The sequence below is a fragment of the Amycolatopsis sp. NPDC004625 genome (genome assembly GCF_040609695.1).
In the GTDB taxonomy this organism is placed as follows: domain Bacteria; phylum Actinomycetota; class Actinomycetes; order Mycobacteriales; family Pseudonocardiaceae; genus Amycolatopsis.
This window is the reverse complement of the sequence record NZ_JBEXKX010000024.1, coordinates 1-22,032: the sequence shown is the minus strand read 5'-3', so window position 1 is coordinate 22,032 and position 22,032 is coordinate 1. Positions and strand designations below refer to the sequence as shown.

Here is a 22,032-nt window from a genome sequence, read left to right as displayed (position 1 = left end):
CACCCAAACTCAGGACAGCAGAGCCACGCACTCCACGTGGTGGGTCATCGGGAACGCGTCGAACGCCCGCAGGTCGGTCAGCGAGTACCCGTGGGACGCGAACGTCGCCACGTCCCGCGCCAGGGCCGCCGGGTCGCAGGCCACGTACACGATCCGGTCCGGCGCGCCCGCCACGATCGACTCCACGACCGCCTTTCCCGCCCCCTTGCGCGGCGGGTCCAGGACCACCACGTCGACCGGCTTGGCCGCCGACGCCAGCACGTGCTCCACCCGCCCCGCGCGCCACGACACCTGCGGCAGGTCCGCGAGGTTGCGCTCGCCGTCGGCGACCGCGCGCCGGCCGGATTCCACCGCCAGCACGTGCCCCGAAGGACCGACCTGCGCGGCCAGCACCGACGCGAACAGCCCGACCCCCGCGTAGAGGTCCCAGGCCGTGCCGCCGGACGGCACCTCCGCCCACTCCCCCACGACGGCGGCGAACGTCGACGCCGCCGCCGGGTGGACCTGCCAGAAGCCGTGCGCGTCGAGGCGCCAGTCGCGGCCCGCCGCGTGCTGGACCGCGACACCGCCGGTCAGCTGCCGCGCCCGCACCTTGCCGCGGACCGTCGACAGCTCGCGGATGTGCAGGTCGCCGTCGCCGTCGGTGGTGACCTCCAGCTCGCTGCCCGGCCGCCAGCGCCGCGCCAGGACGTCGTCGAGCTCGCCCGGGACGGCGATCGGGCAGTCGTCCAGGGCCACCACCCGGTGGCTGTGGTGCGCGCGCAGCCCCGCGCGCCCGTCGCGCCCGGCGACCAGCCGGACGCGGCTGCGCCAGTCCAGGGGCCCGCCGTCGAGGGCCTCCACGACGACGTCACGCTCGATCCCGGCCAGCCGCTGCAGCTGTTCCGCCACGACCGACGCCTTGAGCGAGCGCTGGTGGTCCGGTGAGGCGTGCTGCCAGTCGCAGCCGCCGCAGCCGCCGGGCACGGCCAGCGGGCACGGCGGCGGGACCCGGTGCGGCGACGCGCTGAGCACCTCGATCGCGTCACCACGGCAGAACGAACCGCCGTTGTCCTCGGTGACCTCGACGCGGACCTGTTCGCCCGGCAGCGCGTGCCGGACGAACACCACGCGGCCCTCGGCGCGCGCGACGCAGTGGCCGCCGTGCGCCACCGCACCGACTTCGACCTCGAGGACGCGACCCAGCCAGCTCGTCATTCGGCGGGCTCCTTGGGCTTCGGCGCCACGACCGGCTTCCCGTTGGGCGAGAACCCGCGGCGGACGTCACCGGCCGCCGGCCGCTCGTTGCGGACCCGCGCGGCCGCCTTGGCCGAGGACTCCAGCTGCCACGGCACGCTCGCCACGATCACGCCGGACTGGAACAGCAGCCGGCCCTTGAGCCGCAGCGCGCTCTGGTTGTGCAGCACCTGCTCCCACCAGTGCCCGACCACGTACTCCGGGATGAACACGGTGACCACGTTGCGAGGGTTGTCACCACGCACGCGCTTCACGTAGTCGAGGACCGGTTTCGTGATCTCGCGGTAGGGCGATTCGACGACCTTCAGCGGCACCTTGAAGTTGTGCGCGTCCCACTCGGCGGTGAGCTTGCGGGTGTCGGCATCGTCCACATTGACCGTCACGGCTTCCAGGACGTCCGGGCGCATCGCCTTGGCGTAGGCCAGCGCGCGCAGCGTCGGCCGGTGCAGTTTGGACACCAGCACGATCGCGTGGTTGCGCGACGGCAGCACGGTCGGGGTGTCGCCGAGCTCCTTGAGCTCGTCGGCGACGCGGTCGTAGTGCCGCCGGATCGCCGTCATGAGCACGAAGATCGCCACCATGGCCGCGATCGCGATCCAGGCGCCGAGCAGGAACTTGGTGATGAGCACGATCACCAGCACGACGCCGGTGCAGGTGAGGCCGACCGCGTTGACGGTCTGGGAACGCCGCATCCGGCGCCGCTTGGCGGGGTCGGTTTCCCGGGCCAGCAACCGGTTCCAGTGCCGGATCATGCCCGCCTGGCTGACCGTGAACGACACGAACACGCCCACGATGTAGAGCTGGATCAGCCGGGTCACCTCGGCGTCGAACGCGATGATCAGGACCAGCGCGAACGCGGCCAGGAACAGGATGCCGTTGGAGAACGCGAGCCGGTCGCCGCGCGTGTGCAGCTGCCGCGGCAGGTAGCGGTCCTGCGCCAGGATCGAGCCCAGCACCGGGAAGCCGTTGAACGCGGTGTTCGCGGCCAGCAGCAGGATGATGCCGGTGGAGAAGGAGATGTAGTAGAACGCCGGCGGGAAGTCGGCGAACACCGCGTGCGCGATCTGCGCGACGATCGTCTTCTGCTCGTAGCCGGCCGGCGCGCCGGCGAGCTGCCGCGCCGGGTCCTCGGCGAACTTGACGTCGGTGATCGTGGCCAGGGTGATGATGCCGACCAGCATGGTGACCGCGAGCAGGCCCATCATCAGCAGCGTGGTGGCCGCGTTCTTCGACTTCGGCTTCTGGAACGCCGGGACGCCGTTGCTGATCGCCTCGACCCCGGTCAGCGCCGCCGCGCCGGAGGAGAAGGCCCGCAGGATCAGGAACGCGTACGCGACGCCGGCGAAGGTGCCTTCGGCGTTCAGCGTGAAGCCGGCGCTCTCGGCCTTCATCTCGGAGCCGGTCGCGGCCTGCACCAGGCCCCACACGACCATGACCAGGATGCCCAGGATGAACCCGTATGTCGGGATCGCGAAGGCCTTCCCCGACTCGCGGATGCCGCGCAGGTTCAGCGACGTCAGCACGACCACGATGACGATCGAGGCGAGCACCTTGTGCTGCGCGACCCACGGGACGGCCGAGCCGATGTTGGCCACACCGGACGAAGTGGACACCGCGACCGTCAGCACGTAGTCGACGAGCAGGGCGCTGGCCACGGTGAGGCCGAACTTGCCGCCGAGGTTCGTGTTGGCGACCTCGTAGTCGCCGCCGCCGCTCGGGTAGGCGTGCACGTTCTGCCGGTAGGACGCGACCACGACCAGCATGACCACGGCGACCATGATGCCGATCCACGGCGCGATCGCGTACGCGGACAGCCCGGCGACGCTCAGCGTCAGGAAGATCTCTTCCGGCGCGTACGCCACGCTCGAGAGCGCGTCGGACGCGAAGATGGGCAGCGCGATGCGCTTCGGCAGCAGCGTGTGAGAGAGCCGGTCACTGCGGAACGGACGTCCGAGGACCAGGCGTTTCAGCACGGTCGGGAACTTCGACACCACGGAAGCGTAGCTGCCACGGGGCACGGTAGGTTCGGCGCTGGCATGTCGGGGGTATGACGGACGGGTAACCGCCGAGGAGGAGGCAGGGCGTGCACGTGGTGATCATGGGATGCGGCCGGGTCGGCGCGTCCCTGGCCGCTGCGCTGGAGCGGCTCGGCCACGAGGTGGCCGTCATCGACAAGAACCAGCAGGCGTTCCGCCGGCTCGGGAGCGACTTCCACGGCCAGCAGGTCGTCGGCGTCGGTTTCGACCGCCGGGTGCTGATCGAAGCCGGCATCGAGCGGGCGGGTGCGTTCGCGGCGGTGTCCAGCGGCGACAACTCGAACATCATCTCGGCGCGGGTCGCGCGCGAGAACTTCGGCATCGAGCACGTCGTCGCGCGGATCTACGACCACAAGCGGGCGGCCGCGTACGAGCGGCTGGGCATCCCGACGGTGGCGACGGTGCCGTGGACGACCGACCGGTTCCTGCGGACGCTGCTGCCGGACGGCGTGGCGTCGGCGTGGCGGGACCCGTCGGGCAACGTGGCGCTGCTGCAGCTGCCGCTGCACGAGGGCTGGGTCGGGCACTCGGTGCAGTCCCTGCAGCAGGCGACCGGCGCGCGGGTGGCGTTCATCATGCGCTTCGGCACCGGCGTGCTGCCCGACACCAAGACGGTGCTGCAGGCCGACGACGTCGTGTGGGTGGCCGCGCGGTCGGGCACCGTCACCGACGTGACCAGTGTGGCCCACCGCGAACCGGAGGACGAGGCATGAGGGTCGCGATTGCGGGCGCCGGGGCGGTCGGCCGTTCCATCGCCGCCGAGCTGATCGACGGCAGGCACCAGGTGATGCTGATCGAGCGCGAGGCCGACCAGTTCGAGCCGCACGCGGTCGAGCAGGCGGACTGGGTGCTCGGCGACGCGTGCGAGGTCTCGATCCTGGAGGAGTCCGGCATCGAGCAGTGCGACGTGGTGATCGCGGCGACGGGCGACGACAAGGCCAACCTGGTGGTCTCGCTGCTGGCGAAGACGGAGTTCGCGGTCCGCCGCGTCGTGGCCCGGGTGAACAACCCGGCGAACGAGTGGCTGTTCACGGACGCGTGGGGCGTCGACGTGGCGGTCTCGACCCCCCGCATGCTGGCGGCGATGGTCGAGGAGGCGGTCAGCGTCGGCGACCTGGTGCGGCTGATGACGTTCCGGCAGAGCAACGCGAACCTGGTGGAGCTGACGCTGCCGGCGGAGACGCCCTTGGCGGGCAAGCCGGTGAGCGAGCTGACGCTGCCGCGCGACGCGGCCCTGGTGACGATCCTGCGGGGCGACCGGGTGATCGTGCCCCAGCCGGAGGACCCGCTTGAGCCGGGCGACGAGCTGCTGTTCGTGGCGACGGCGGATGTGGAACCGGAGATCCGGACGGCGTTGGGATATTGAGCACGGCGTGAGAAGGCCCCTGGCGAGCTTCGCCGGGGGCTTTTCTCGTGGGCCGCTCTTGCGGGAATCGGTGTCGGCTGCGCTTTTGCCGGGTTTCGTCCGGGCTGGTTGCTGTCACAGCCTCTCGCCGCGTGCCGTCGTCCCGGCGGCTGCGCCGGGCACCCACACCGAGATCTGCCAGGACGTGTTCCCCTGGCTGCGCCACAACCACCGCCGACTGCGCTCAACAGCCGGGGGCGCCCCCACGCGCGCGGGTTGTCAGGCGTCGGGGGTCTGGGCGTACTTCTCGCGCAGCCGGGCCTCGACCTCGGCATCGCTCTCCACCGCCGGTTCCGCCTCCGCCAGGGCCTTCAGCCGCTTGTCCGAGCGCCGGACCGCCCACACCACCACCAGCAGGCCCAGTGCGTACAGCGGGTACCCCATCGCGATCTTCGCGAAGGCCAGCCAGCCCGTGTAGTCCTCCTGGTACAGCCAGCGCTGCACCACGAACCGCGCCGCGAAGATCAGGGCCATGGCCAGCGTGGCGACGTCGTAGCCGTAGCGGGACGGCTTGTCGCGCCGCCACGCCTGGCCCGTTCCGTTGAGCATGTTCCAGACCACGCCCGCGATCGGCCAGCGCACCACCACCGACAGCACGAAGATGCCGCAGTAGATCAGGCTCGCGTAGATGCCGAACAGGAAGAAGCCCTTCGCCGACCCCGTCCGGTAGGCGATGAACGCCGCGATCGCCACGCCGAAGAACCCGGAGATCGCCGGCTGGAGGGGTTCCTTGCGGACCAGCCTCAGCACCGCGATGGCCACCGCGCTGCCGATCGACGTCCAGATGGCCGCGGTCAGGCCGAAGAACGAGTTCGCCAGCACGAAGACGATCACCGGAACGGATGAATAGATCAGTCCGGAGACGCCACCCATCTGCTCGAGCAGGGTCGGCTGCGGCTCTTCGCCGTCGGTCTTCTTCTCGCTCGGGGCGGGTTCAGTCACGATGGGTGATCAACTCACTGGGCTCTGGAGCTCGTAATAGGGGTTGTACAGCACCTTCTGGCCGTCACGCTCGGCCATCCGGCCGCGCACCTTGATCGTCCGGCCAGGCTCGATGCCCGGGATCCGGCGGCGGCCGAGCCAGATTAGCGTCACGCCCTGTGTCCCGTCGAACAGCTCGGCCTCCAGCGTGGCGGCCTCGTTCGTCGGGCAGAGCTCGACGCTGCGGAGCCGGCCCATCACGGTGACCTCTTCGCCGGAGCGGCAGTCACAGGCCCGCTGCGCCCCTTCGGCGCCCGACCTCATCGACATCTCGTCGGCGTCGAGATCCTCGACGTCGCTGGTCAGCTTGCGTACCAGCCGGCTGAAGTAGCCGCCGTCTTTGGCGGACATAGGTGCTCCTGTGCTCCGGGGCCCGGCGACAAACTGCTTGCGGCCCGAACGATTCAAGCGTACTGCGGTCTCCGCCAGGGAAACGCCTTTGCGCAAAGATCGCAACGTGACATCCGCAATCAGAGTTCCCGCCGCGGTGCTCCTGCCCGGTACCGGCTCGGACGAGGTGTTCGTCCGAGCCGTCTTCGAACGGCCGCTGCGGGCCCTCGGTGTCCCGCTCGTCGCGCCACCGCCGCCCGCGGGCGGCGCCCTCGCCGACGGGTACCTGGCCACCCTGGACGCGCTGGCGGACGAACACGGCGAACTGCTCGTAGGCGGCATTTCGTTCGGCGCCCACCTCGCCGCCGAGTGGGCCGTGCACAATCCCCGCCGTTGCGGGGGCCTGCTGGCCGCGCTCCCGGCCTGGAACGGCGCCCCGGGCCCGGCACCCGCATCGCGCGCCGCGACGCTGACGGCGGACCTGGTGGCCGGTTCCGGCGTCGACGCCGCCCTGGCGCAGACGGCCGGCGGCCCGGACTGGCTGCGTGCCGAACTGGACCGGGCGTGGCGCCGCCACGGCGACGGGCTGGCCGAGGGCCTGCGCGTCGCGGCGGGCCGGCCGTCCCCCACCCTCGCCGAGCTCGCGGGCCTCGCCGTCCCGGCGGGCATCGGCACCTGCACCGACGACCCGGTGCACCCGACGAAAGTCGCATCGGCGTGGGCGAGCGCCCTCCCCCGCGCGGCCCTCGGCGAGACGACGCTCACCGCGCTGGGCGCGGACCGCGAATCCCTCGGCCGGGCGACGGTCCTCGCCTTCCTGCGGGCCCTCCGGACGGCGTGAAGGCCACCCCGGGAGCCCGGGGTGGCCTTCACGCCGCGGAAGGCGTCAGCCTTGCTGCTGCTGGGCCGCGATGTGCTCGGCGACGGCCTCGGGCAGCGTGATGGTCAGCGGGGTCCGGACCGGCATCGGCGCGTCGCCGCGGTCGACGATCGTGCGCCGGACGATCTCGCGCAGCACCTCGACGGCCGCCGCGGCCTCGGACTGCGGGCCGGCGATGACGCCGCGCAGCATCCAGCGGGGCCGGTCGATGCCGACGAAGCGCAGGGCGACGTCGCCGATGATGGCCGAGATCTCCAGGCCCCACGCGCCGCGGCCGATGGTGACCTTGGCGCCGTCGGCCCGCAGCTGGTCGGCCAGTTCGGAGCTGACCTCGCGCCACAGCCCGCCCGTGCGCGGCGCCGCGTACGCGCTGACCGTGATCTGGCCCTGCTCGGTGACGACGTGCACGGCCCGCACGCCCCCGGTCTCCGGGTCCATTTCGACCTGGACCTGGGAACCGTCGGGCACCGGGACCTTCACCGAGCCGAGGTCGATCCGCGGGATGCCGTCGTCCTCGAAGTCCGCGACGTCGAACGGGCCGTCGGAAACGTCCGAAAGCTCCGGATCCTCGTCGTCGTACGGCTCGTCCTCGAAAGTGTCCTCGGCCTCGGGCGCGGCGTGCCGTCCGGCGGACCCGCCCTCGGTCCGCCGCTTGCGTCCGAAAATCCCCACTACTTCTCCGTTCCTTCCCCCGTGGCGGCGCTCGCGGCGAGCGCCGGTGCTCCCAGTGTGGCGTGTCCACCCGTGGAGCCGTAGCCTCCGTCGCCCCGCTCGGTCGTGTCGAGCTCCGCGACCTCGACGAACTCCGCGTGCTCGACCCGCTGCACGACCAGCTGGGCGACGCGGTCGCCGCGCGTCAGCTTCACCGGGTGCACCGGGTCGTGGTTGATCAGGCAGATCTTGATCTCCCCGCGGTAGCCGGCGTCGATGGTGCCCGGGGTGTTCACCACGGAGAGGCCGACCCGGGCGGCCAGGCCCGACCGCGGGTGGACGAACCCCGCGTACCCGGGCGGGAGCGCGATCGCGACGCCGGTGCCGACGACGCCGCGTTCCCCGGGTGCGAGGACGATATCCGAGGTGGTGACGAGATCGGCGCCCGCGTCGCCCGGCCGGGCGTAGGCGGGCAGCGGGACATCCGGGTCGAGCCGGGAGAGGAGTACCTGAACGCTGGACACGGGCGGCGAGATTACTCTCTACCCGTGGGTGAATCAGCGAAGACGGCCGCGAACACCGCGGTCCGGCACTCCGAACGGCTGTACGTCCCGTGGTGGGGCTGGCCGCTGCCGGTGCTGGGGGCGATCCTGCTCGCGGCGGAGATCGACCTCGGGTACCCCGGCATCCGGGCGTGGCTGCCGTACGTGATCGCGTTGCCGGTGGTCACGGCGCTGCTGCTGTCGCTGGGCCGGTCGAAGGTCCGCGTCACCGGTGGTGACGAGCCGGAACTGTGGGTCGGCGACGCGCACCTGCCGCTGCGGTTCGCCGGCGAGGTGGAGGTGTTCGACAAGGACGCCAAGCGCAAAGCCCTGGGCCGCGACGGCGACCCCGCCGCCTACGTGCTGCACCGCGGCTGGGTCGGCCCGGTCGTGAAGGTGCATCTGACCGACGCCGACGACCCGACGCCGTACTGGCTGTTCAGCACCCGGCACCCGGAAAAGGTCGCCGAGCTGCTCAAGGGCGCCTGAGACACCCCGGACATGGGAAGGGGGCCGGCCTGCCGGCCGGCCCCCTTGTCCCCAGCGCGTTTCGAGCCTCCCCCTTGGTTCCCTCGAGGCTCTCCGTCGCGTCTGTTCGTCCCCTGTGTCGAGAACCCCTGCGCTTGTCAGGCGCAGTCGCGGCAGATCAGGCGTCCGCCGTTGTCCTCGGCCAGCCGGCTGCGGTGGTGCACCAGGAAGCACACGGAGCAGGTGAACTCGTCCGCCTGCTTCGGCACCACCTTCACGGTCATGTCCTCTCCGGAAAGCCCGGAAAGGTCGGCACCCGGCAGCTCGAAGTTCTCGGCGGTCGCGTCCTCGTCGACGTCGACGACGCCGGACTGGTTCTCGTTCCGCCGGGCCTTGAGCTCCTCCAACGAGTCTTCGGCCAGCTCGTCGGCTTCGCTGCGGCGCGGAGCGTCGTAGTCGGTAGCCATGTGTCCCTCACCCCTGCGATCAGCTTGTGTAGTCGTTTTCCCAGACCCCCGGGTGCGCCCGTGAGTCCGCCGTGCCGCTGGTCAACGTTCCAGGGCCCTCGTTTGTGCCCGACGGCCGAAGTGACCGAGGTCTCTTCTTTTCGGGCCTCTTCCTGCGGCCGGAGCCCGCGAAGGGTAGCTCACCGCTCTCCGGGTTCTGCAACGAGTCAGACATTGCCGGGGAATCGTCACCCGACAGGGGGAACCCGCAGGTAAGACGCGTTGTCGTCCGTTCGGGTTGCGCCCGGGTGGAGAACTTCACCTGCGGCCCGTCCCGGCTTGCCCCCGCCGCCCCCGCCGTGGTGCGATCGCCGCACGGGGATCGGCCCCGGGCGCGGCCCGGGACCACAGGCGGAACACGGGAACCGGCCGGGTGACCCTGGACGACGCGCGCCGGCCGCAGCGCCTAGGCTGAGCGGCCACGACGGTGCTCGGGTCCGCACCGGCCGGGGTTCGGTGTTCGGGAAGGGACGGGCAGGTGGCGTCGGGGAACGGCATCGGGGACCGTGGGACGCGGCCGTATCGCAAGCACAAGCCGCTGCCGGCGCTGATCGTGATCGGCGTGCTCGCCCTCGGCGCGATCGTCGTCTGGGTGAACGCGGCCATCGGCAAGGGTGACGTCGACAACGCCGTCAAGTGCGACCCGCCCGCGAGCCCGCCACCGGGTGTCACGTTCAGCACGCTCCCGCACAACGCGCTCGACGACCGCGCGCCGGTCCCGCCGGACAAGGTCGCCTACCGGGTGCTGAACGCCTCGGGCAGCCGCGGCCAGGGCGGCATCACCACGACGGCACTGCGCGAGCTCGGGTTCACCGGCGCGGCCGAGCCGGCCAACGACCCGGCGTACGAGAACCGCGAGGCCAAGTGCCGCGGCCAGATCCGCTTCGGCGAGAACGGCGTCACGGCGGCCCGCACGCTCAGCCTGGTGGTGCCGTGCGCGGAGCTGGTCCAGGACAACCGCAAGGACGCGAGCGTGGACCTGGTGACGGGCACGCTCTTCGGCGACATCCGGCCCCGCGCCGAGGCCCGCCAGATCATCACGCAGCTCGCGGACTGGTCCAAGGCCCACCAGGGCGGCGGCTCGAACGAGCAGTCGGCGGGCGCGAAGGCCCCGATCGTCGACCAGACCCTGCTGGCCTCGGCCCGCGACGTGGAGTGCTGACCGGCACCAGCCGACCCTCCAGGCACGCGAACCGACCCTCCAGATACGCGAACCGACCCTCCAGGCACGCGAACCGACCCTCCAGGCACGCGAACCGACCCTCCAGATACGCGAAACGACCCTCCCGGTCAGCGGGACTCCTCAGACCTCCGCCGCACCGCAGTCGGCGAGGACCTTCCGCAGCGGCTCCGCGATCGTCGGCGCCGCCGCGTACGTCGCGTCCGCGCCCAGCTCCGGTGCCGAGCCCGGCAGCGACACCTCCGCGCCCGCCTCGGCCGCGATCAGCGCACCCGCCGCCCAGTCCCAGCGGTTGAGGCCGTGCTCCACGTACGCGTCCAGCCAGCCCGCCGCCACCGCGCACAGGTCCAGGGACGCCGCGCCGTTGCGGCGGATGTCCCGCACCTGCCCGAGCAGCGCCGCCGCGAAGCGCGACTGCCGCACCCGCCGCGCGGGCGAATACGCGAAACCGGTTCCGACCAACGTCACCTCCAGGGCCGCCGGTTCCGCCACCGACAGGCGACGGCCGTCCAGGTACGCGCCCTGGCCGCGGGCCGCCGACCACACGCGGCCGCTCGCCGGCTCGACCACCGCGCCGGCCACCGACTCGCCCGCGACCTGCGCCGCCACCGACACCGCGAACCACGGCAGGCCGTAGAGGAAGTTGACCGTCCCGTCGATCGGGTCGACCACCCACGTCACGCCGTCGCCCGCCGCACCACCGCCTTCCTCGCCCAGCACCGGCTCGCCCGGCCGCAGCGCCGCCAGCCGCGAGCGCACGAGCCGCTCCGACTCGTGGTCCACCGCGGTCACGACGTCGGTGGCCCCGGACTTGGTCCCGACGGCCACCGAACGGCCGTCCGCCATGCCTTCCCACGCCTCGCGGACCAGGGCGGAGGCTTCCGTCGCGACCTGCACCGCGACGCTTTTCAGCAACGACTCGTCAACTCCCACGTCCGACATGTCACCACATCCGGTTAAAGTCTCCGAGGCAGGCTTCTGAATCGTGCGAGAAGGGACCACGTCCGTGGTGGAGGCGACCCGCCGAGGTTTCGGCATCGACATCGGCGGCAGCGGGATCAAGGGCGCCTTGGTCGACCTGGAGAAGGGCCAGCTCATCGGCGACCGGATCCGGATCGAGACGCCGAAGCCGTCCACCCCGTCGGCGGTGGCGGACGTCGTGCACGACGTCGTCACGCAGGCGGGCTGGGACGGCCCGGTCGGCGTGACGCTGCCCGCGGTCGTCAAGAAGGGCGTCGCGCACACCGCGGCCAACATCGACAAGCAGTGGATCGGCACCGACGCCGACGCGCTGTTCGCCAAGCGGCTCGGCCGGAGCGTCGACCAGATCGCGATGCTCAACGACGCCGACGCGGCGGGCATGGCGGAGATCCGCTTCGGCGACCCGGTCGCGCGCAAGGGCGTGACCGCCCTGCTCACCTTCGGCACCGGCATCGGCAGCGCGGTGTTCCAGGACGGCAAGCTCGTCCCGAACACCGAATTCGGCCACCTGGAGATCGACGGCCACGACGCCGAGAAGCGCGCGGCCGCTTCGGTGAAGGACAACGAGGGGCTTTCCTACCCCGAATGGGCCAAGCGCGTGCACCGTTATCTGACCGTGCTGGAGAACCTGATCTGGCCCGACCTGTTCATCGTCGGCGGCGGGGTCAGCAAGAAGGCCGAGAAATGGGTGCCGCTGCTGGACATCCGCACTCCGGTGCTGGTCGCGACGCTGCAGAACAACGCCGGCATCGTGGGGGCCGCGGCCGCCGCGGCCGAGGGCATCGAGCACTGATCCGGCGCTGACCGGCACCGCCGGGAGCCGATCCGGCACCGATCGCACCGGGCGATCGGGGCGCCGGAAGCGGCCGGAGGGTGATCGCTTCGCACCGCATGCGCGTACCGTCGTTACAATGGAACACGGCCCACGGCTGCGGAGGGCAAAACCGCAGGCCGAGGTGTGATCCCCGAATGTGAGGCAGCAATGGCCCCCCGGCCGTTGCTCGTCGTGATCGACCGCTGCGAAAGGGCGTAAGTGGCAGCCGCAAGAACCGCAACCCGAGGCGGGACGAAGACAGCGACCGCAGCCGGCGAGCCGGCCGAAGAGGCAGCCACCGGGACGGCGAAGCCAGCGGCGCGCAAGACCACCACCGCCAAGAAGGCGCCGGCCAAGAAGGCACCGGCGAAGAAGGCCGTGACCAAGGGCGCGAAGACCGAAGACGGCGAGCCGGACGGTCCCGGCGAGCTCGAGGACGACGAGCTGGGTACGCCCGACCTGTCGGACCTGGAAGAGGTCGAGGTCGACGTCGTCGACGAGACGGTCAACGACGAGCCGGACGCCGACTCGGCCGACGACGACGATGACGACGAGGAGTCGGACGAGGAGACCCCGGCGCAGCGTCGCCGCGGCGCCGCGGCCGAGAAGGCCAAGACCGGCTCCGACAACCCGGACTTCGTCTGGGACGAGGAGGAGTCCGAGGCGCTGCGCCAGGCGCGCAAGGACGCCGAGCTCACCGCGTCCGCCGACTCCGTGCGTGCCTACCTCAAGCAGATCGGCAAGGTCGCGCTGCTGAACGCGGAGGAGGAGGTGGAGCTGGCCAAGCGGATCGAGGCCGGGCTCTACGCCGCCGAGCGCGTGCGCACCGCCGAGGAGGAGGGCGAGAAGCTCGTCACCCAGATGCGCCGCGATCTCAAGTGGATCGTGCGTGACGGCGAGCGCGCCAAGAACCACCTGCTCGAAGCGAACCTGCGGCTCGTGGTGTCGCTGGCCAAGCGCTACACCGGCCGCGGCATGGCGTTCCTGGACCTGATCCAGGAGGGCAACCTCGGCCTGATCCGCGCGGTGGAGAAGTTCGACTACACCAAGGGCTACAAGTTCTCGACGTACGCCACGTGGTGGATCCGCCAGGCGATCACCCGCGCGATGGCCGACCAGGCCCGCACCATCCGCATCCCGGTGCACATGGTCGAGGTCATCAACAAGCTCGGCCGCATACAGCGTGAACTGCTCCAGGACCTCGGCCGCGAGCCGACCCCGGAAGAGCTGGCCAAGGAAATGGACATCTCCCCGGAGAAGGTCCTGGAGATCCAGCAGTACGCGCGCGAGCCGATCTCGCTGGACCAGACGATCGGCGACGAGGGCGACTCGCAGCTCGGCGACTTCATCGAGGACTCCGAAGCGGTCGTCGCGGTCGACGCGGTGTCGTTCACGCTGCTGCAGGACCAGCTCCAGTCGGTGCTGCAGACACTGTCCGAGCGCGAGGCCGGCGTGGTCCGGCTGCGCTTCGGCCTGACGGACGGCCAGCCGCGCACGCTCGACGAGATCGGCCAGGTGTACGGGGTGACCCGGGAGCGCATCCGGCAGATCGAGTCGAAGACGATGTCGAAGCTGCGCCACCCGTCGCGGTCGCAGGTGCTGCGGGACTACCTGGACTGAGTTTCAGTACGGCACAACGGAAACCCCGTCACTTCGGTGGCGGGGTTTCCGCCTTCAGGGCACGGCCAGCCCGCGCTCCCGCAGCGACTGCTCGACCCGCAGCCGTTCGATTTCCCGGTCCATCCCCTCGGGCAGGTCCCCGAGCCGGTGCGGCACCCCGACCTGGCGGCACGCCTGCGTGAGCAGCTCGTCGTACGCCTGGCGGGTGCCCAGCCGACGTGCGGCCGGTGTGCCCGACGGGTACTCGACCAGGAGCCGGTGCACCCGGCGCAGATCCGCCGCCACGCGCTCGATCGGCGGCCCCTGCGGTTGCGGCTCGGCTCGCTTCGCCCGGATCCAGGCGAGAAGCTTGGGGACGCGCAGCGCGCACCAGAAGAGCACCGTGGGGGCGAGACAGACCACGGCGAAGAGGATCAGGTTCGCGAGGACGCCACCGGCGCCGTCCATGCCCCGATGGTAAGCCCACCCGCCCCGCCCCGCGAAAGGCTTTTCGCGTGATCGGAGGGGCATCTCGCGTGACTGGAGGGGCATCTCGCGTGACTGGAGGGGCATCTCGCGTGACTGGAGGGGCATCTCGCGTGACTGGAGGGGCATCTCGCGTGATTGGAGGGGCATCTCGCGTGATGCCCCTCGGGACACGCGTGATGCCTCTTGCGTTACGGGAGTTCGGGGGTTTCCGGGGTCTCCTCCACCAGCCACAGCACCCCGGCCGGCGGGAGCTGGAGGACCGCCGACGCCGGCTGGCCGTGCCACGGCTCGAGCACCGCCTCCACCGCGCCCATGTTGCCGACGCCGGAGCCGCCGTACGCCTCGGCGTCGGTGTTGACGACCTCCAGCCAGCGACCCGCCGACGGCAGGCCCACCCGGTAGTCGTGGTGCGGGACGCCCGAGAAGTTCGCGATGCACGCCAGGCGCGAGCCGTCCGCACCGATGCGGAGGAAGCTCAGCACGTTGCCGCTGGAGTCGTTCGCGTCGATCCAGGCGAAGCCGTCCGGGGAGGCGTCCTGGCTGTACAACGCCGGCGACGACCGGTAGACCGTGTTCAGCGACCGCAGCAGCTCCCAGACGCCGAGGTGCAGCGGCTCGTCCATGAGGTGCCAGTCGAGCGACTTCGACTCCGACCACTCCCCCGGCTGGCCGAACTCGCCGCCCATGAACAGCAGCTGCTTGCCCGGGTGCGCCCACATGAACGCCAGCAGCGACCGCAGCCCGGCCGCCTTGTTCCAGGCGTCGCCCGGCATCCGGCCCCAGAGGGATCCCTTGCCGTGCACCACTTCGTCGTGCGACAGCGGGAGCACGAAGTTCTCGCTCCACGCGTACACGAGCGAGAACGTCATCTCGTTGTGGTGGTACGCGCGGTGGATCGGCTCGTGGGACAGGTACCGGAGCGTGTCGTGCATCCAGCCCATGTTCCACTTGAAGCCGAACCCGAGGCCGCCCAGGTGGGTCGGGCGCGTGACGCCCGGCCACGCCGTCGACTCCTCCGCCACCATCACGACACCCGGGTGTCGCTTGTAGACAGTCGCGTTCAGCTCCTGCAGGAACCGCACCGCGTCGAGGTTTTCGCGCCCGCCGTACTGGTTCGGCAGCCACTCCCCCTCGTTGCGGGAGTAGTCGAGGTACAGCATCGAGGCGACGGCGTCGACGCGCAGGCCGTCGAGGTGGAACTCCTCGATCCAGTACAGCGCGTTGGCGACGAGGAAGTTGCGGACCTCGTTGCGGCCGAAGTCGAACACGAGCGTGCCCCAGTCGGGCTGCTCGCCGCGGCGCGGGTCCGCGTGCTCGTACAGCGCGGTGCCGTCGAACTTGGCCAGCGCCCAGCTGTCCTTCGGGAAGTGCGCGGGCACCCAGTCCACCAGCACGCCGATCCCGCGCTGGTGCAGGCGGTCGACGAAGTAGCGGAAGTCGTCCGGCGAGCCGAAGCGGGACGTCGGCGCGTAGTACGACGTCACCTGGTAGCCCCACGAACCGCCGAACGGGTGCTCCGACACCGGCAGCAGCTCGACGTGCGTGAAGCCGGTCTCGACGAGGTAGTCGCCCAGCTGGTCGGCCAGCTCCCGGTAGTCGAGCCCGGGCCGCCACGAGCCGAGGTGGACCTCGTAGACGCTCATCGGCGCCGCGATCCACTGGGTCGCCTCGCGCTTCGCGACCCACTCCTCGTCCGACCACAGGTGCGCGGAGCTGGTGACGACCGACGCCGTCGCCGGCGGCTGCTCGGTGGCGAACGCCATCGGGTCGGCCTTCTCGTGCCAGTTGCCGTCGGCGCCGAGGATCCGGAACTTGTAGCAGGTGCCCAGGCCGACGCCGGGCACGAACAGCTCCCAGACGCCGGACCCGCCGAGCGAGCGCATCGCGTGGCCGCGGCCGTCCCAGCCGTTGAAGTCGCCGATCACGCGGATGCCGCGGGCGTTCGGCGCCCAGACCGCGAACGACGTGCCCTCGACGACGCCGTTGGGCGTCTCGTAGGACCGGACGTGCGCGCCGAGCGCTTCCCACAGCCGTTCGTGCCGGCCTTCGCCGATCAGGTGCAGGTCCAGCTCGCCCACCGTCGGCAGCCAGCGGTACGGGTCGTCGGCGGTCACGGTGTGCCCGTCGTACTCGACTTCGAGCCGGTAGTCGCCGGGGTGCTCGGGCACGGCGACAGCGAACAGTGCGTCGATCACCGGTTCCATCGGGTACTTCTTGCCGCCCGCGCAGAGCGTGACGCCTTTCGCGCCGGGCAGCAGCGCCCGGGCGGCGAAGCCCTTGCCCACCGCGTGCACGCCCAGCACCGAGTGCGGGTCGTGGTGGGCCCCGGCGAGGAGCCGGTCGATGTCCGCGGCCGGCGGGGCCGCGGCCGGGAGACCTTCGGGAGCCGCGTTCACGGTGTCGTCCCTCCGCTGGTGATCCGGGCGATCGAGGCGAGCGGCACGCCGAGCCAGTCCGGCCGGTTCGCGTGCTCGTAGCCCACCTCGTAGACCGCCTTGTCGAGTTCGAAGGCGCGCAGCAGCTCGCCCTGGTCGCGCGGGTCCGCCGCGATGGCCGCGTACCCCTCGCAGAACGCCGCCCGGTTGCGCTCCGACCACTCGTGGGCGCGCTCGGCCAGCGCCGGCTCGTCCGGCTGGCCGACCAGCATCTGCTGGGCCGCGTAGTCGAACGACCTCAGCATGCCCGCGACGTCGCGCAACGGCGACCGCAGCGCGTGCCGCTCCTCGATCGGGGCCGCGGGCTCGCCCTCGAAGTCGATCAGCAGCCAGCCGCCGACCGTCCGCAGCACCTGGCCGAGGTGCAGGTCGCCGTGGATGTACTGCATGGTCACCGAGTCGGCGGGCAGCGTGCGCAGCCGCTCGAACGCCGCCCGCAGCTTCGGGGCGTGCGCGGCCAGCTCCGGCACCCGGCCGGCGATCGTGTCGAGCCGGTCGAGCATCGCCTTCGTCGAGCGTTCGAGCTCGTCGGCGTCGACGGCCTCGGTGCCGAGCGCCTCGGCCAGGTCGGCGTGCACCTCGGCGACGGCGCGCCCCAGCCGCTCGGCCTCACCGGCGAAGTCGCCGCCGACCTCCCCGGCGTGCAGTTCCGGCGCCGCCATCAGGTCGCGGACGCTGGTGGTGGCCATCGCCCAGCCGTCGACCGCGTCCGAGACGAACTGCTGGAGCATGCCGACCGTGGTCGGCTCGCCGTCCAGGTCGCCGGTGATCGAGCCGAGCGGGGCCGCGATGTGCTTGCTGCCCACCGCCTGCAGCGCGCGGTGCAGCAGCAGGTCCTTGTTCTTGCCCGGCGACAGCTTCCGGAACAGCTTGAGGATGTACTGCCCGCCGTAGACCAGGGACGTGTTGCTCTGCTCCGAGGTGATCGGCCGGGCCCGCAGCCCGGTCTCCAGCTCGACGCCGGGCTCGTGCTCGAAGACCAGCGACCCCACGGTCTCCTCGCGGGCCATCAGGTCCAGCAGCACGCCGGTGACGTCCAGGTCGCCGGACGCCTCGTAGGCGTTGAGGTCGCCGACCGCGCCGATCCAGCTGGTCGACGCGATCTCCGGCGGGTGCGTCCGCCGGCCCACCAGCAGCTGGTAGGGCTCGCGCCGGTCGTCCTGGGCGACCTCGATCACCGCGTGCAGCAGCTGCGGATCACCGGCGACCAGCTCGGTCACGCCGAGGGGGCGGACGCCGGTCACCGGCCGGTCCTTCCCGGCGAACCAGCGCTGCTCCGGCAGCCACCGCTTCAGGTCCTCGGTCAGGTCGTCGACCAGCTCACGCGGGTCGGACAAGGGACTCACCTCGCTTCGCCTTCGTCTCCCGAGTTCGTCAGCTGGAACCAGTAGAAGCCGTGCCCCGGCAGCGTCAGCAGGTACGACAGCTCCCCGATGCTGGGGAACCGCACGCCGCCGGTGAGTTCCACCGGCGTGCACCCGCGGTGCGCGGACAGATCCAGCTCCACCGGCTGCGGGAACCGGGAGAGGTTGTTCACGCAGAGCACGACGTCTTCGCCGCCGTCCGGGCGCTTCCACTGGCGCTTGTAGGCCAGCACGCTCGGGTTGGACCCGCCGAGGTCGACGAACTCGCCCTCGGCGAACGCGTGGTGCTGCTTGCGCACCTCGATCATCCGGCGGGTCCAGTTGAGCAGCGAAGACGCGTTGTTCGACTGCGCCTCGACGTTCAGGCCCTGGTAGCCGTACACCGGGTCCATGATCACCGGCAGGTAGATCCGGCCCGGGTCGCAGCTGGAGAACCCGGCGTTGCGGTCCGGGGTCCACTGCATGGGGGTGCGCACCGCGTCGCGGTCGCCGAGCCAGATGTTGTCTCCCATGCCGATCTCGTCACCGTAGTACAGAACGGGCGAGCCCGGCAGGGACAGCAGCATCGCGGTGAACAGCTCCTGCTGGTTCCGGTCGTTGTCCAGCAGCGGCGCGAGCCTCCGGCGGATGCCGATGTTGGCCTTCATGCGCGGGTCCTTGGCGTACTCCGCGTACATGTAGTCGCGCTCTTCGTCGGTGACCATCTCGAGGGTCAGCTCGTCGTGGTTGCGCAGGAAGATCCCCCACTGCGTGCCGCTGGGGATCTCCGGGGTCTGGGTGAGGATCTCCGAGATCGGGAACCGGGACTCGCGCCGCACGGCCATGAAGATCCGCGGCATCAGCGGGAAGTGGAACGCCATGTGGCACTCGTCGCCGCCGACCTGCGGGTCGCCGAAGTACTCGACGACGTCCGAGGGCCACTGGTTGGCTTCGGCGAGGAGAATGCGTCCGGGGTACTCGTCGTCGACGACCTTGCGGCAGCGCTTGAGGAACTCGTGCGTGCGCGGCAGGTTCTCGCAGTTGGTGCCCTCCTGCTCGAACAGGTACGGCACGGCGTCCAGGCGGAACCCGTCGATGCCCAGGTCGAGCCAGAACCGCAGGATGTCGATCATCGCGTTCTGGACGTCGACGTTCTCGAAGTTCAGGTCGGGCTGGTGGGAGAAGAACCGGTGCCAGTAGAACTGCCCGCGGACCGGGTCGTAGGTCCAGTTCGACGTCTCGGTGTCGACGAAGATGATCCGCGCGTCGGCGTAGCGGGAGTCGTCGTCGCTCCACACGTAGTAGTCGCCGTACGGGCCGTCGGGGTCGGTGCGGGACTGCTGGAACCACGGGTGCGCGTCCGAGGTGTGGTTGAGCACCAGGTCGGTGATCACCCGGATGCCGCGCCGGTGGGCCTCGTTGAGCAGGAAGACGAAGTCCTCGACGCTGCCGAACTCCGGCAGCACCGCGCGGAAGTCGCTGATGTCGTACCCGCCGTCGCGCAGCGGCGAGGCGTAGAACGGCGGCAGCCACAGGCAGTCGATACCCAGCCAGGCCAGGTAGTCGAGCCGGCCGGCCAGGCCGCGCAGGTCGCCGGTGCCGTCGCCGTTGAAGTCGGCGAACGCGCGCACCAGCACCTCGTAGAACACCGCGCCCTTGAACCACTCCGGGTTGCTCGGGGCCTGCTGCGCCGACCGGAAGTCCCCCGCCTGCGGTTCCACCAGCATGCCGTCGGCGGTCATCGCCTCGCCGGTGTGCGGCACGCCCTCCAGCCCGGGTACCGCCTCGGGCAGGCCATCATCCACCATCTGTGCCACCTCAGTCCTAACTTCGCCGTCCTTCCCGTCCCGTCCGCCTCAGCCGGCCAGGCGGCGTCTCACCGACACCATGTGCGCGACCGCCCGCCAGGGTTCGAGCCGCACGTAGTTCGCCGGGCCCCAGTCCCAGGTGTCGCCGGTGACCTCGTCGTGGGCGATCAGCCGCTCGTGCGCTTCGAAACCGAGCGCGCCGGTGTCGAGCCAGAGCGTGCCCTCCTGGGGCCCGTACGGGTCGAGGGTGACGACCGTGACCACGGTGTCGCCGGTGGCCGGGTCCTGTTTGGAGTAGGCCAGCAGCGCGTCGTTGTCGACGTGGTGGAAGTGCAGGGTGCGCATCTGCTGCAGCGCCGGGTGCGCGCGCCGGACGGCGTTCAGCTTCGCCAGCCATGGCTCCAGTGAACGCCCCTCGGCGAGCGCGCGCTCGTAGTCGCGCGGACGCAGCTGGTACTTCTCGGAGTCCAGGTACTCCTCGCTGCCTTCGCGGACCGGGACGTGCTCGAACAGCTCGTACCCGGAGTAGACGCCCCACGTCGGCGAGATCGTCGCCGCCAGCGCCGCCCGCAGCGCGAACATGCCGGGGCCCCCGCGCTGCAGGGACTCGTGGAGGATGTCCGGGGTGTTGACGAACAGGTTCGGCCGGCCCTCGTTCCAGTGGTCGCGCAGGTCGACGGCGAAGTCGATCAGCTCCTGCTTGCCGGTGCGCCAGGTGAAGTAGGTGTAGCTCTGGGTGAAGCCGAGCCGGGCCAGGCCCCACAGGCGCGCCGGGCGGGTGAACGCTTCGGCCAGGAACAGCACGTCCGGGTGGGCGTCCTTGACCGACTGGATCAGCCAGGCCCAGAAGTCCGGCGGCTTGGTGTGCGGGTTGTCGACCCGGAAGATCTTCACCCCGTGGTCGATCCAGACGGTGATCACCCGCAGCATCTCTTCGTAGACGGCCTTGGGGTCGTTGTCGAAGTTGATCGGAAAGATGTCCTGGTACTTCTTCGGCGGGTTCTCCGCGTAGGCGATCGAGCCGTCCGGGCGGGTGGTGAAGAACTCGGGGTTCTTGAGCACCCACGGGTGGTCGGGCGCGGCCTGCAGCGCGAAGTCCAGCGCCACCTCCATGCCGAGCTCGTCCGCGCGCGCGACGAAGGCGTCGAAGTCGTCGAAGGTGCCGAGCTCGGGGTGGATCGAGTCGTGGCCGCCCTCGTCGGCACCGATCGCCCACGGCGAGCCGACGTCCTCGGGCTGGGCGTCGAGCGTGTTGTTCGGGCCCTTGCGGTTGACCCGGCCGATCGGGTGGATCGGCGGGAGGTAGACGACGTCGAAGCCCATTTTCGCGACGCGGTCGAGCGCGCCCGCGGCGGTGGTGAAGGTGCCGTGCACCGCCTTGCCCTCGGCGTCGAGACCGCCGGTGGAGCGGGGGAACAGCTCGTACCACGAGCCGTACGCGGCGCGGCGGCGATCCACCCAGATCTTGTGCGGCTTGCCCTTGGTGATCAGCTCGCGGACCGGGAACTCGCGCATGACCAGGCGGACCTCGGGCGAGAGCGCGGGCCCGACGCGCTCGGCGAGGCTGAGCTCCTCGTCGCGCAGCGCCTTCACGGCGCCGACCAGAAGCGCTTTCTCCGCCCGCCGGTCGGGGCGGCGCGAGACGCGCTCGATCAGCCGGGCGCCGTTTTCGAGGTCGTTCGCGAGGTCCTCGGGCCCCTGCCCGGCGGCGATCTTCACCTCGACGGCGTGCTCCCACGTCGCCCACGGGTCGCCCCACGCGTCGACGCGGAACGTCCACAGGCCGGTCGTGTCCGGCGCGATCACCGCGGCGAACTCGTCCGGGTGGTCGGGGCCGCGCGGCACCATCCGCGTCTGGCGCGTCAGCCGGTCTTCCGGCCCGCGCCACGCGACGGTGGCCGCGACGGCGTCGTGGCCTTCGCGCCAGACGGTCGCGAAGACCGGGATGTGTTCCCCCACAACGGCTTTGGCCGGATACCGGCCGCAGCTCACGCTGGGGGAGACGTCGTCGATGCCGAGCCGGCCGGTCATGGGCAACGCCCCTCGAAGTGTCGGTTGGACGCAGACGGCGACAGTCTGCCTGACTCGATCAAGCGTCCACGAGGCAGGGTTCTTAAGGCTGGTACCCACTGCCCGCCGACCGAAACGCTTTCGCCGCAACGAATTTCCAGCGGATGTCCGGCAGGTTAAGCCGGCGCGCGGACGACACGCGAACCCGAACGGCCAAGACCCGTACCCGAACGGACGATTCGCGTACCCGGACAGTCGGCCGGCGTACCCGGACAGTCGGCTCGCGTACCCGGACGGTCGGCTCACCGTCCGACCCTCCGGGTAGGCTCGCGTACCCG

19 protein-coding genes and 1 pseudogene are annotated in these 22,032 nt (G+C 71.1%); 7 read left to right on the top strand and 13 right to left on the bottom strand.

The annotated features are described in order from the left end of the window. Positions 1 to 9: 9 nt before the first annotated feature. Together ABZW17_RS25910 and ABZW17_RS25905 are read right to left on the bottom strand one after the other, a co-directional pair. Entirely contained in the window at positions 10 to 1,197 is a 1,188-nt protein-coding gene (locus tag ABZW17_RS25910; RefSeq protein ID WP_354819238.1) for a class I SAM-dependent RNA methyltransferase, read from the bottom strand. Further along, positions 1,194 to 3,227 (bottom strand): APC family permease, encoded by a 2,034-nt coding sequence (locus ABZW17_RS25905; RefSeq protein WP_354819235.1) that lies wholly within the window; start codon positions 3,225 to 3,227, stop codon positions 1,194 to 1,196. Before ABZW17_RS25905 ends, ABZW17_RS25910 begins: the two co-directional genes overlap by 4 nt. An 83-nt stretch (positions 3,228 to 3,310) precedes the next feature. Here ABZW17_RS25905 and ABZW17_RS25900 point away from each other — a divergent pair. Next, positions 3,311 to 3,985, top strand: a pseudogene (locus ABZW17_RS25900) (TrkA family potassium uptake protein); the annotation flags it as partial. Beyond that, positions 3,982 to 4,638, top strand: a complete 657-nt coding sequence (locus tag ABZW17_RS25895; protein ID WP_003067924.1) for a TrkA family potassium uptake protein — start codon at positions 3,982 to 3,984, stop codon at positions 4,636 to 4,638. The pseudogene ABZW17_RS25900 and the gene ABZW17_RS25895, both read left to right, overlap by 4 nt. A 258-nt stretch (positions 4,639 to 4,896) precedes the next feature. Here ABZW17_RS25895 and ABZW17_RS25890 read toward each other — a convergent pair whose 3' ends face one another. Beyond that, on the bottom strand, positions 4,897 to 5,619 hold the full coding sequence (locus ABZW17_RS25890; RefSeq protein WP_354819231.1) for a DUF3159 domain-containing protein: 723 nt from the start codon (positions 5,617 to 5,619) through the stop codon (positions 4,897 to 4,899). Positions 5,620 to 5,628: 9 nt separating this feature from the next. Continuing rightward, positions 5,629 to 6,009, bottom strand: a complete 381-nt coding sequence (locus ABZW17_RS25885) for an OB-fold nucleic acid binding domain-containing protein (protein ID WP_003074944.1) — start codon at positions 6,007 to 6,009, stop codon at positions 5,629 to 5,631. Between the two features lie 136 nt (positions 6,010 to 6,145). Between ABZW17_RS25885 and ABZW17_RS25880 the strand changes: the two genes are divergently transcribed. Then, positions 6,146 to 6,829: an alpha/beta hydrolase gene (locus ABZW17_RS25880; protein ID WP_354819571.1), complete on the top strand. Its 684-nt coding sequence runs from the start codon at positions 6,146 to 6,148 to the stop codon at positions 6,827 to 6,829. A gap of 45 nt (positions 6,830 to 6,874) precedes the next feature. Here the strand turns inward: ABZW17_RS25880 and ABZW17_RS25875 are convergent, their stop codons facing one another. Both ABZW17_RS25875 and dut read right to left on the bottom strand, forming a co-directional pair. Further along, entirely contained in the window at positions 6,875 to 7,540 is a 666-nt protein-coding gene (locus ABZW17_RS25875) for a DUF3710 domain-containing protein (protein ID WP_354819227.1), read from the bottom strand. Further along, positions 7,540 to 8,043 (bottom strand): dUTP diphosphatase, encoded by a 504-nt coding sequence (gene dut / locus ABZW17_RS25870; RefSeq protein ID WP_354819224.1) that lies wholly within the window; start codon positions 8,041 to 8,043, stop codon positions 7,540 to 7,542. Before dut ends, ABZW17_RS25875 begins: the two co-directional genes overlap by 1 nt. 24 nt (positions 8,044 to 8,067) lie before the next feature. On the opposite strand from dut, the gene ABZW17_RS25865 reads away from it, so the two are divergent. Then, positions 8,068 to 8,550 carry a DUF3093 domain-containing protein gene (locus ABZW17_RS25865; protein ID WP_354819221.1) on the top strand — a complete coding sequence of 161 codons (483 nt, stop codon included), beginning with the start codon at positions 8,068 to 8,070 and terminating at the stop codon, positions 8,548 to 8,550. Positions 8,551 to 8,687: 137 nt separating this feature from the next. Here ABZW17_RS25865 and ABZW17_RS25860 read toward each other — a convergent pair whose 3' ends face one another. Continuing rightward, positions 8,688 to 8,996 carry a DUF4193 domain-containing protein gene (locus ABZW17_RS25860; RefSeq protein WP_013224476.1) on the bottom strand — a complete coding sequence of 103 codons (309 nt, stop codon included), beginning with the start codon at positions 8,994 to 8,996 and terminating at the stop codon, positions 8,688 to 8,690. A 517-nt stretch (positions 8,997 to 9,513) separates the two neighbouring features. Between ABZW17_RS25860 and cei the strand changes: the two genes are divergently transcribed. Next, entirely contained in the window at positions 9,514 to 10,197 is a 684-nt protein-coding gene (cei, locus tag ABZW17_RS25855) for an envelope integrity protein Cei (RefSeq protein ID WP_354819218.1), read from the top strand. 141 nt (positions 10,198 to 10,338) lie between these two features. Here cei and ABZW17_RS25850 read toward each other — a convergent pair whose 3' ends face one another. Next, complete coding sequence (locus ABZW17_RS25850) at positions 10,339 to 11,157, bottom strand: inositol monophosphatase family protein (protein ID WP_354819215.1); 819 nt, start codon at positions 11,155 to 11,157, stop codon at positions 10,339 to 10,341. A 67-nt stretch (positions 11,158 to 11,224) separates the two neighbouring features. On the opposite strand from ABZW17_RS25850, the gene ppgK reads away from it, so the two are divergent. Together ppgK and ABZW17_RS25840 are read left to right on the top strand one after the other, a co-directional pair. Beyond that, positions 11,225 to 11,989, top strand: coding sequence for a polyphosphate--glucose phosphotransferase (gene ppgK / locus ABZW17_RS25845; protein WP_354819568.1), 765 nt, complete (start codon positions 11,225 to 11,227; stop codon positions 11,987 to 11,989). A 240-nt stretch (positions 11,990 to 12,229) separates the two neighbouring features. Further along, on the top strand, positions 12,230 to 13,630 hold the full coding sequence (locus tag ABZW17_RS25840; protein WP_354819212.1) for an RNA polymerase sigma factor: 1,401 nt from the start codon (positions 12,230 to 12,232) through the stop codon (positions 13,628 to 13,630). A gap of 54 nt (positions 13,631 to 13,684) precedes the next feature. Here the strand turns inward: ABZW17_RS25840 and ABZW17_RS25835 are convergent, their stop codons facing one another. The 5 genes from ABZW17_RS25835 to ABZW17_RS25815 form a co-directional block, all read right to left on the bottom strand. Further along, complete coding sequence (locus ABZW17_RS25835; protein WP_354819209.1) at positions 13,685 to 14,077, bottom strand: hypothetical protein; 393 nt, start codon at positions 14,075 to 14,077, stop codon at positions 13,685 to 13,687. A 209-nt stretch (positions 14,078 to 14,286) separates the two neighbouring features. Continuing rightward, positions 14,287 to 16,494 carry a 1,4-alpha-glucan branching protein GlgB gene (gene glgB, locus ABZW17_RS25830; protein ID WP_354819206.1) on the bottom strand — a complete coding sequence of 736 codons (2,208 nt, stop codon included), beginning with the start codon at positions 16,492 to 16,494 and terminating at the stop codon, positions 14,287 to 14,289. Continuing rightward, entirely contained in the window at positions 16,491 to 17,870 is a 1,380-nt protein-coding gene (locus tag ABZW17_RS25825; RefSeq protein ID WP_354819203.1) for a phosphotransferase, read from the bottom strand. The genes glgB and ABZW17_RS25825 overlap by 4 nt, the downstream gene beginning before the upstream one ends. A gap of 5 nt (positions 17,871 to 17,875) precedes the next feature. After that, positions 17,876 to 19,684 carry a maltose alpha-D-glucosyltransferase gene (gene treS, locus ABZW17_RS25820; protein ID WP_354819201.1) on the bottom strand — a complete coding sequence of 603 codons (1,809 nt, stop codon included), beginning with the start codon at positions 19,682 to 19,684 and terminating at the stop codon, positions 17,876 to 17,878. Between the two features lie 48 nt (positions 19,685 to 19,732). After that, on the bottom strand, positions 19,733 to 21,715 hold the full coding sequence (locus ABZW17_RS25815; RefSeq protein ID WP_354819198.1) for a maltotransferase domain-containing protein: 1,983 nt from the start codon (positions 21,713 to 21,715) through the stop codon (positions 19,733 to 19,735). Positions 21,716 to 22,032: the final 317 nt, after the last annotated feature.

What these genes read in the sequence shown, in the direction of transcription:
- ABZW17_RS25910 (WP_354819238.1), bottom strand. Translation starts at nt 1,197, where the DNA reads ATGACGAGCTGGCTGGGTCGCGTCCTCGAGGTCGAAGTCGGTGCGGTG.
- ABZW17_RS25895 (WP_003067924.1), top strand. Translation starts at nt 3,982, where the DNA reads ATGAGGGTCGCGATTGCGGGCGCCGGGGCGGTCGGCCGTTCCATCGCC.
- ABZW17_RS25885 (WP_003074944.1), bottom strand. Translation starts at nt 6,009, where the DNA reads ATGTCCGCCAAAGACGGCGGCTACTTCAGCCGGCTGGTACGCAAGCTG.
- ABZW17_RS25860 (WP_013224476.1), bottom strand. Translation starts at nt 8,996, where the DNA reads ATGGCTACCGACTACGACGCTCCGCGCCGCAGCGAAGCCGACGAGCTG.
- ABZW17_RS25850 (WP_354819215.1), bottom strand. Translation starts at nt 11,157, where the DNA reads ATGTCGGACGTGGGAGTTGACGAGTCGTTGCTGAAAAGCGTCGCGGTG.
- ABZW17_RS25835 (WP_354819209.1), bottom strand. Translation starts at nt 14,077, where the DNA reads ATGGACGGCGCCGGTGGCGTCCTCGCGAACCTGATCCTCTTCGCCGTG.
- treS (WP_354819201.1), bottom strand. Translation starts at nt 19,684, where the DNA reads ATGGTGGATGATGGCCTGCCCGAGGCGGTACCCGGGCTGGAGGGCGTG.
- ABZW17_RS25815 (WP_354819198.1), bottom strand. Translation starts at nt 21,715, where the DNA reads ATGACCGGCCGGCTCGGCATCGACGACGTCTCCCCCAGCGTGAGCTGC.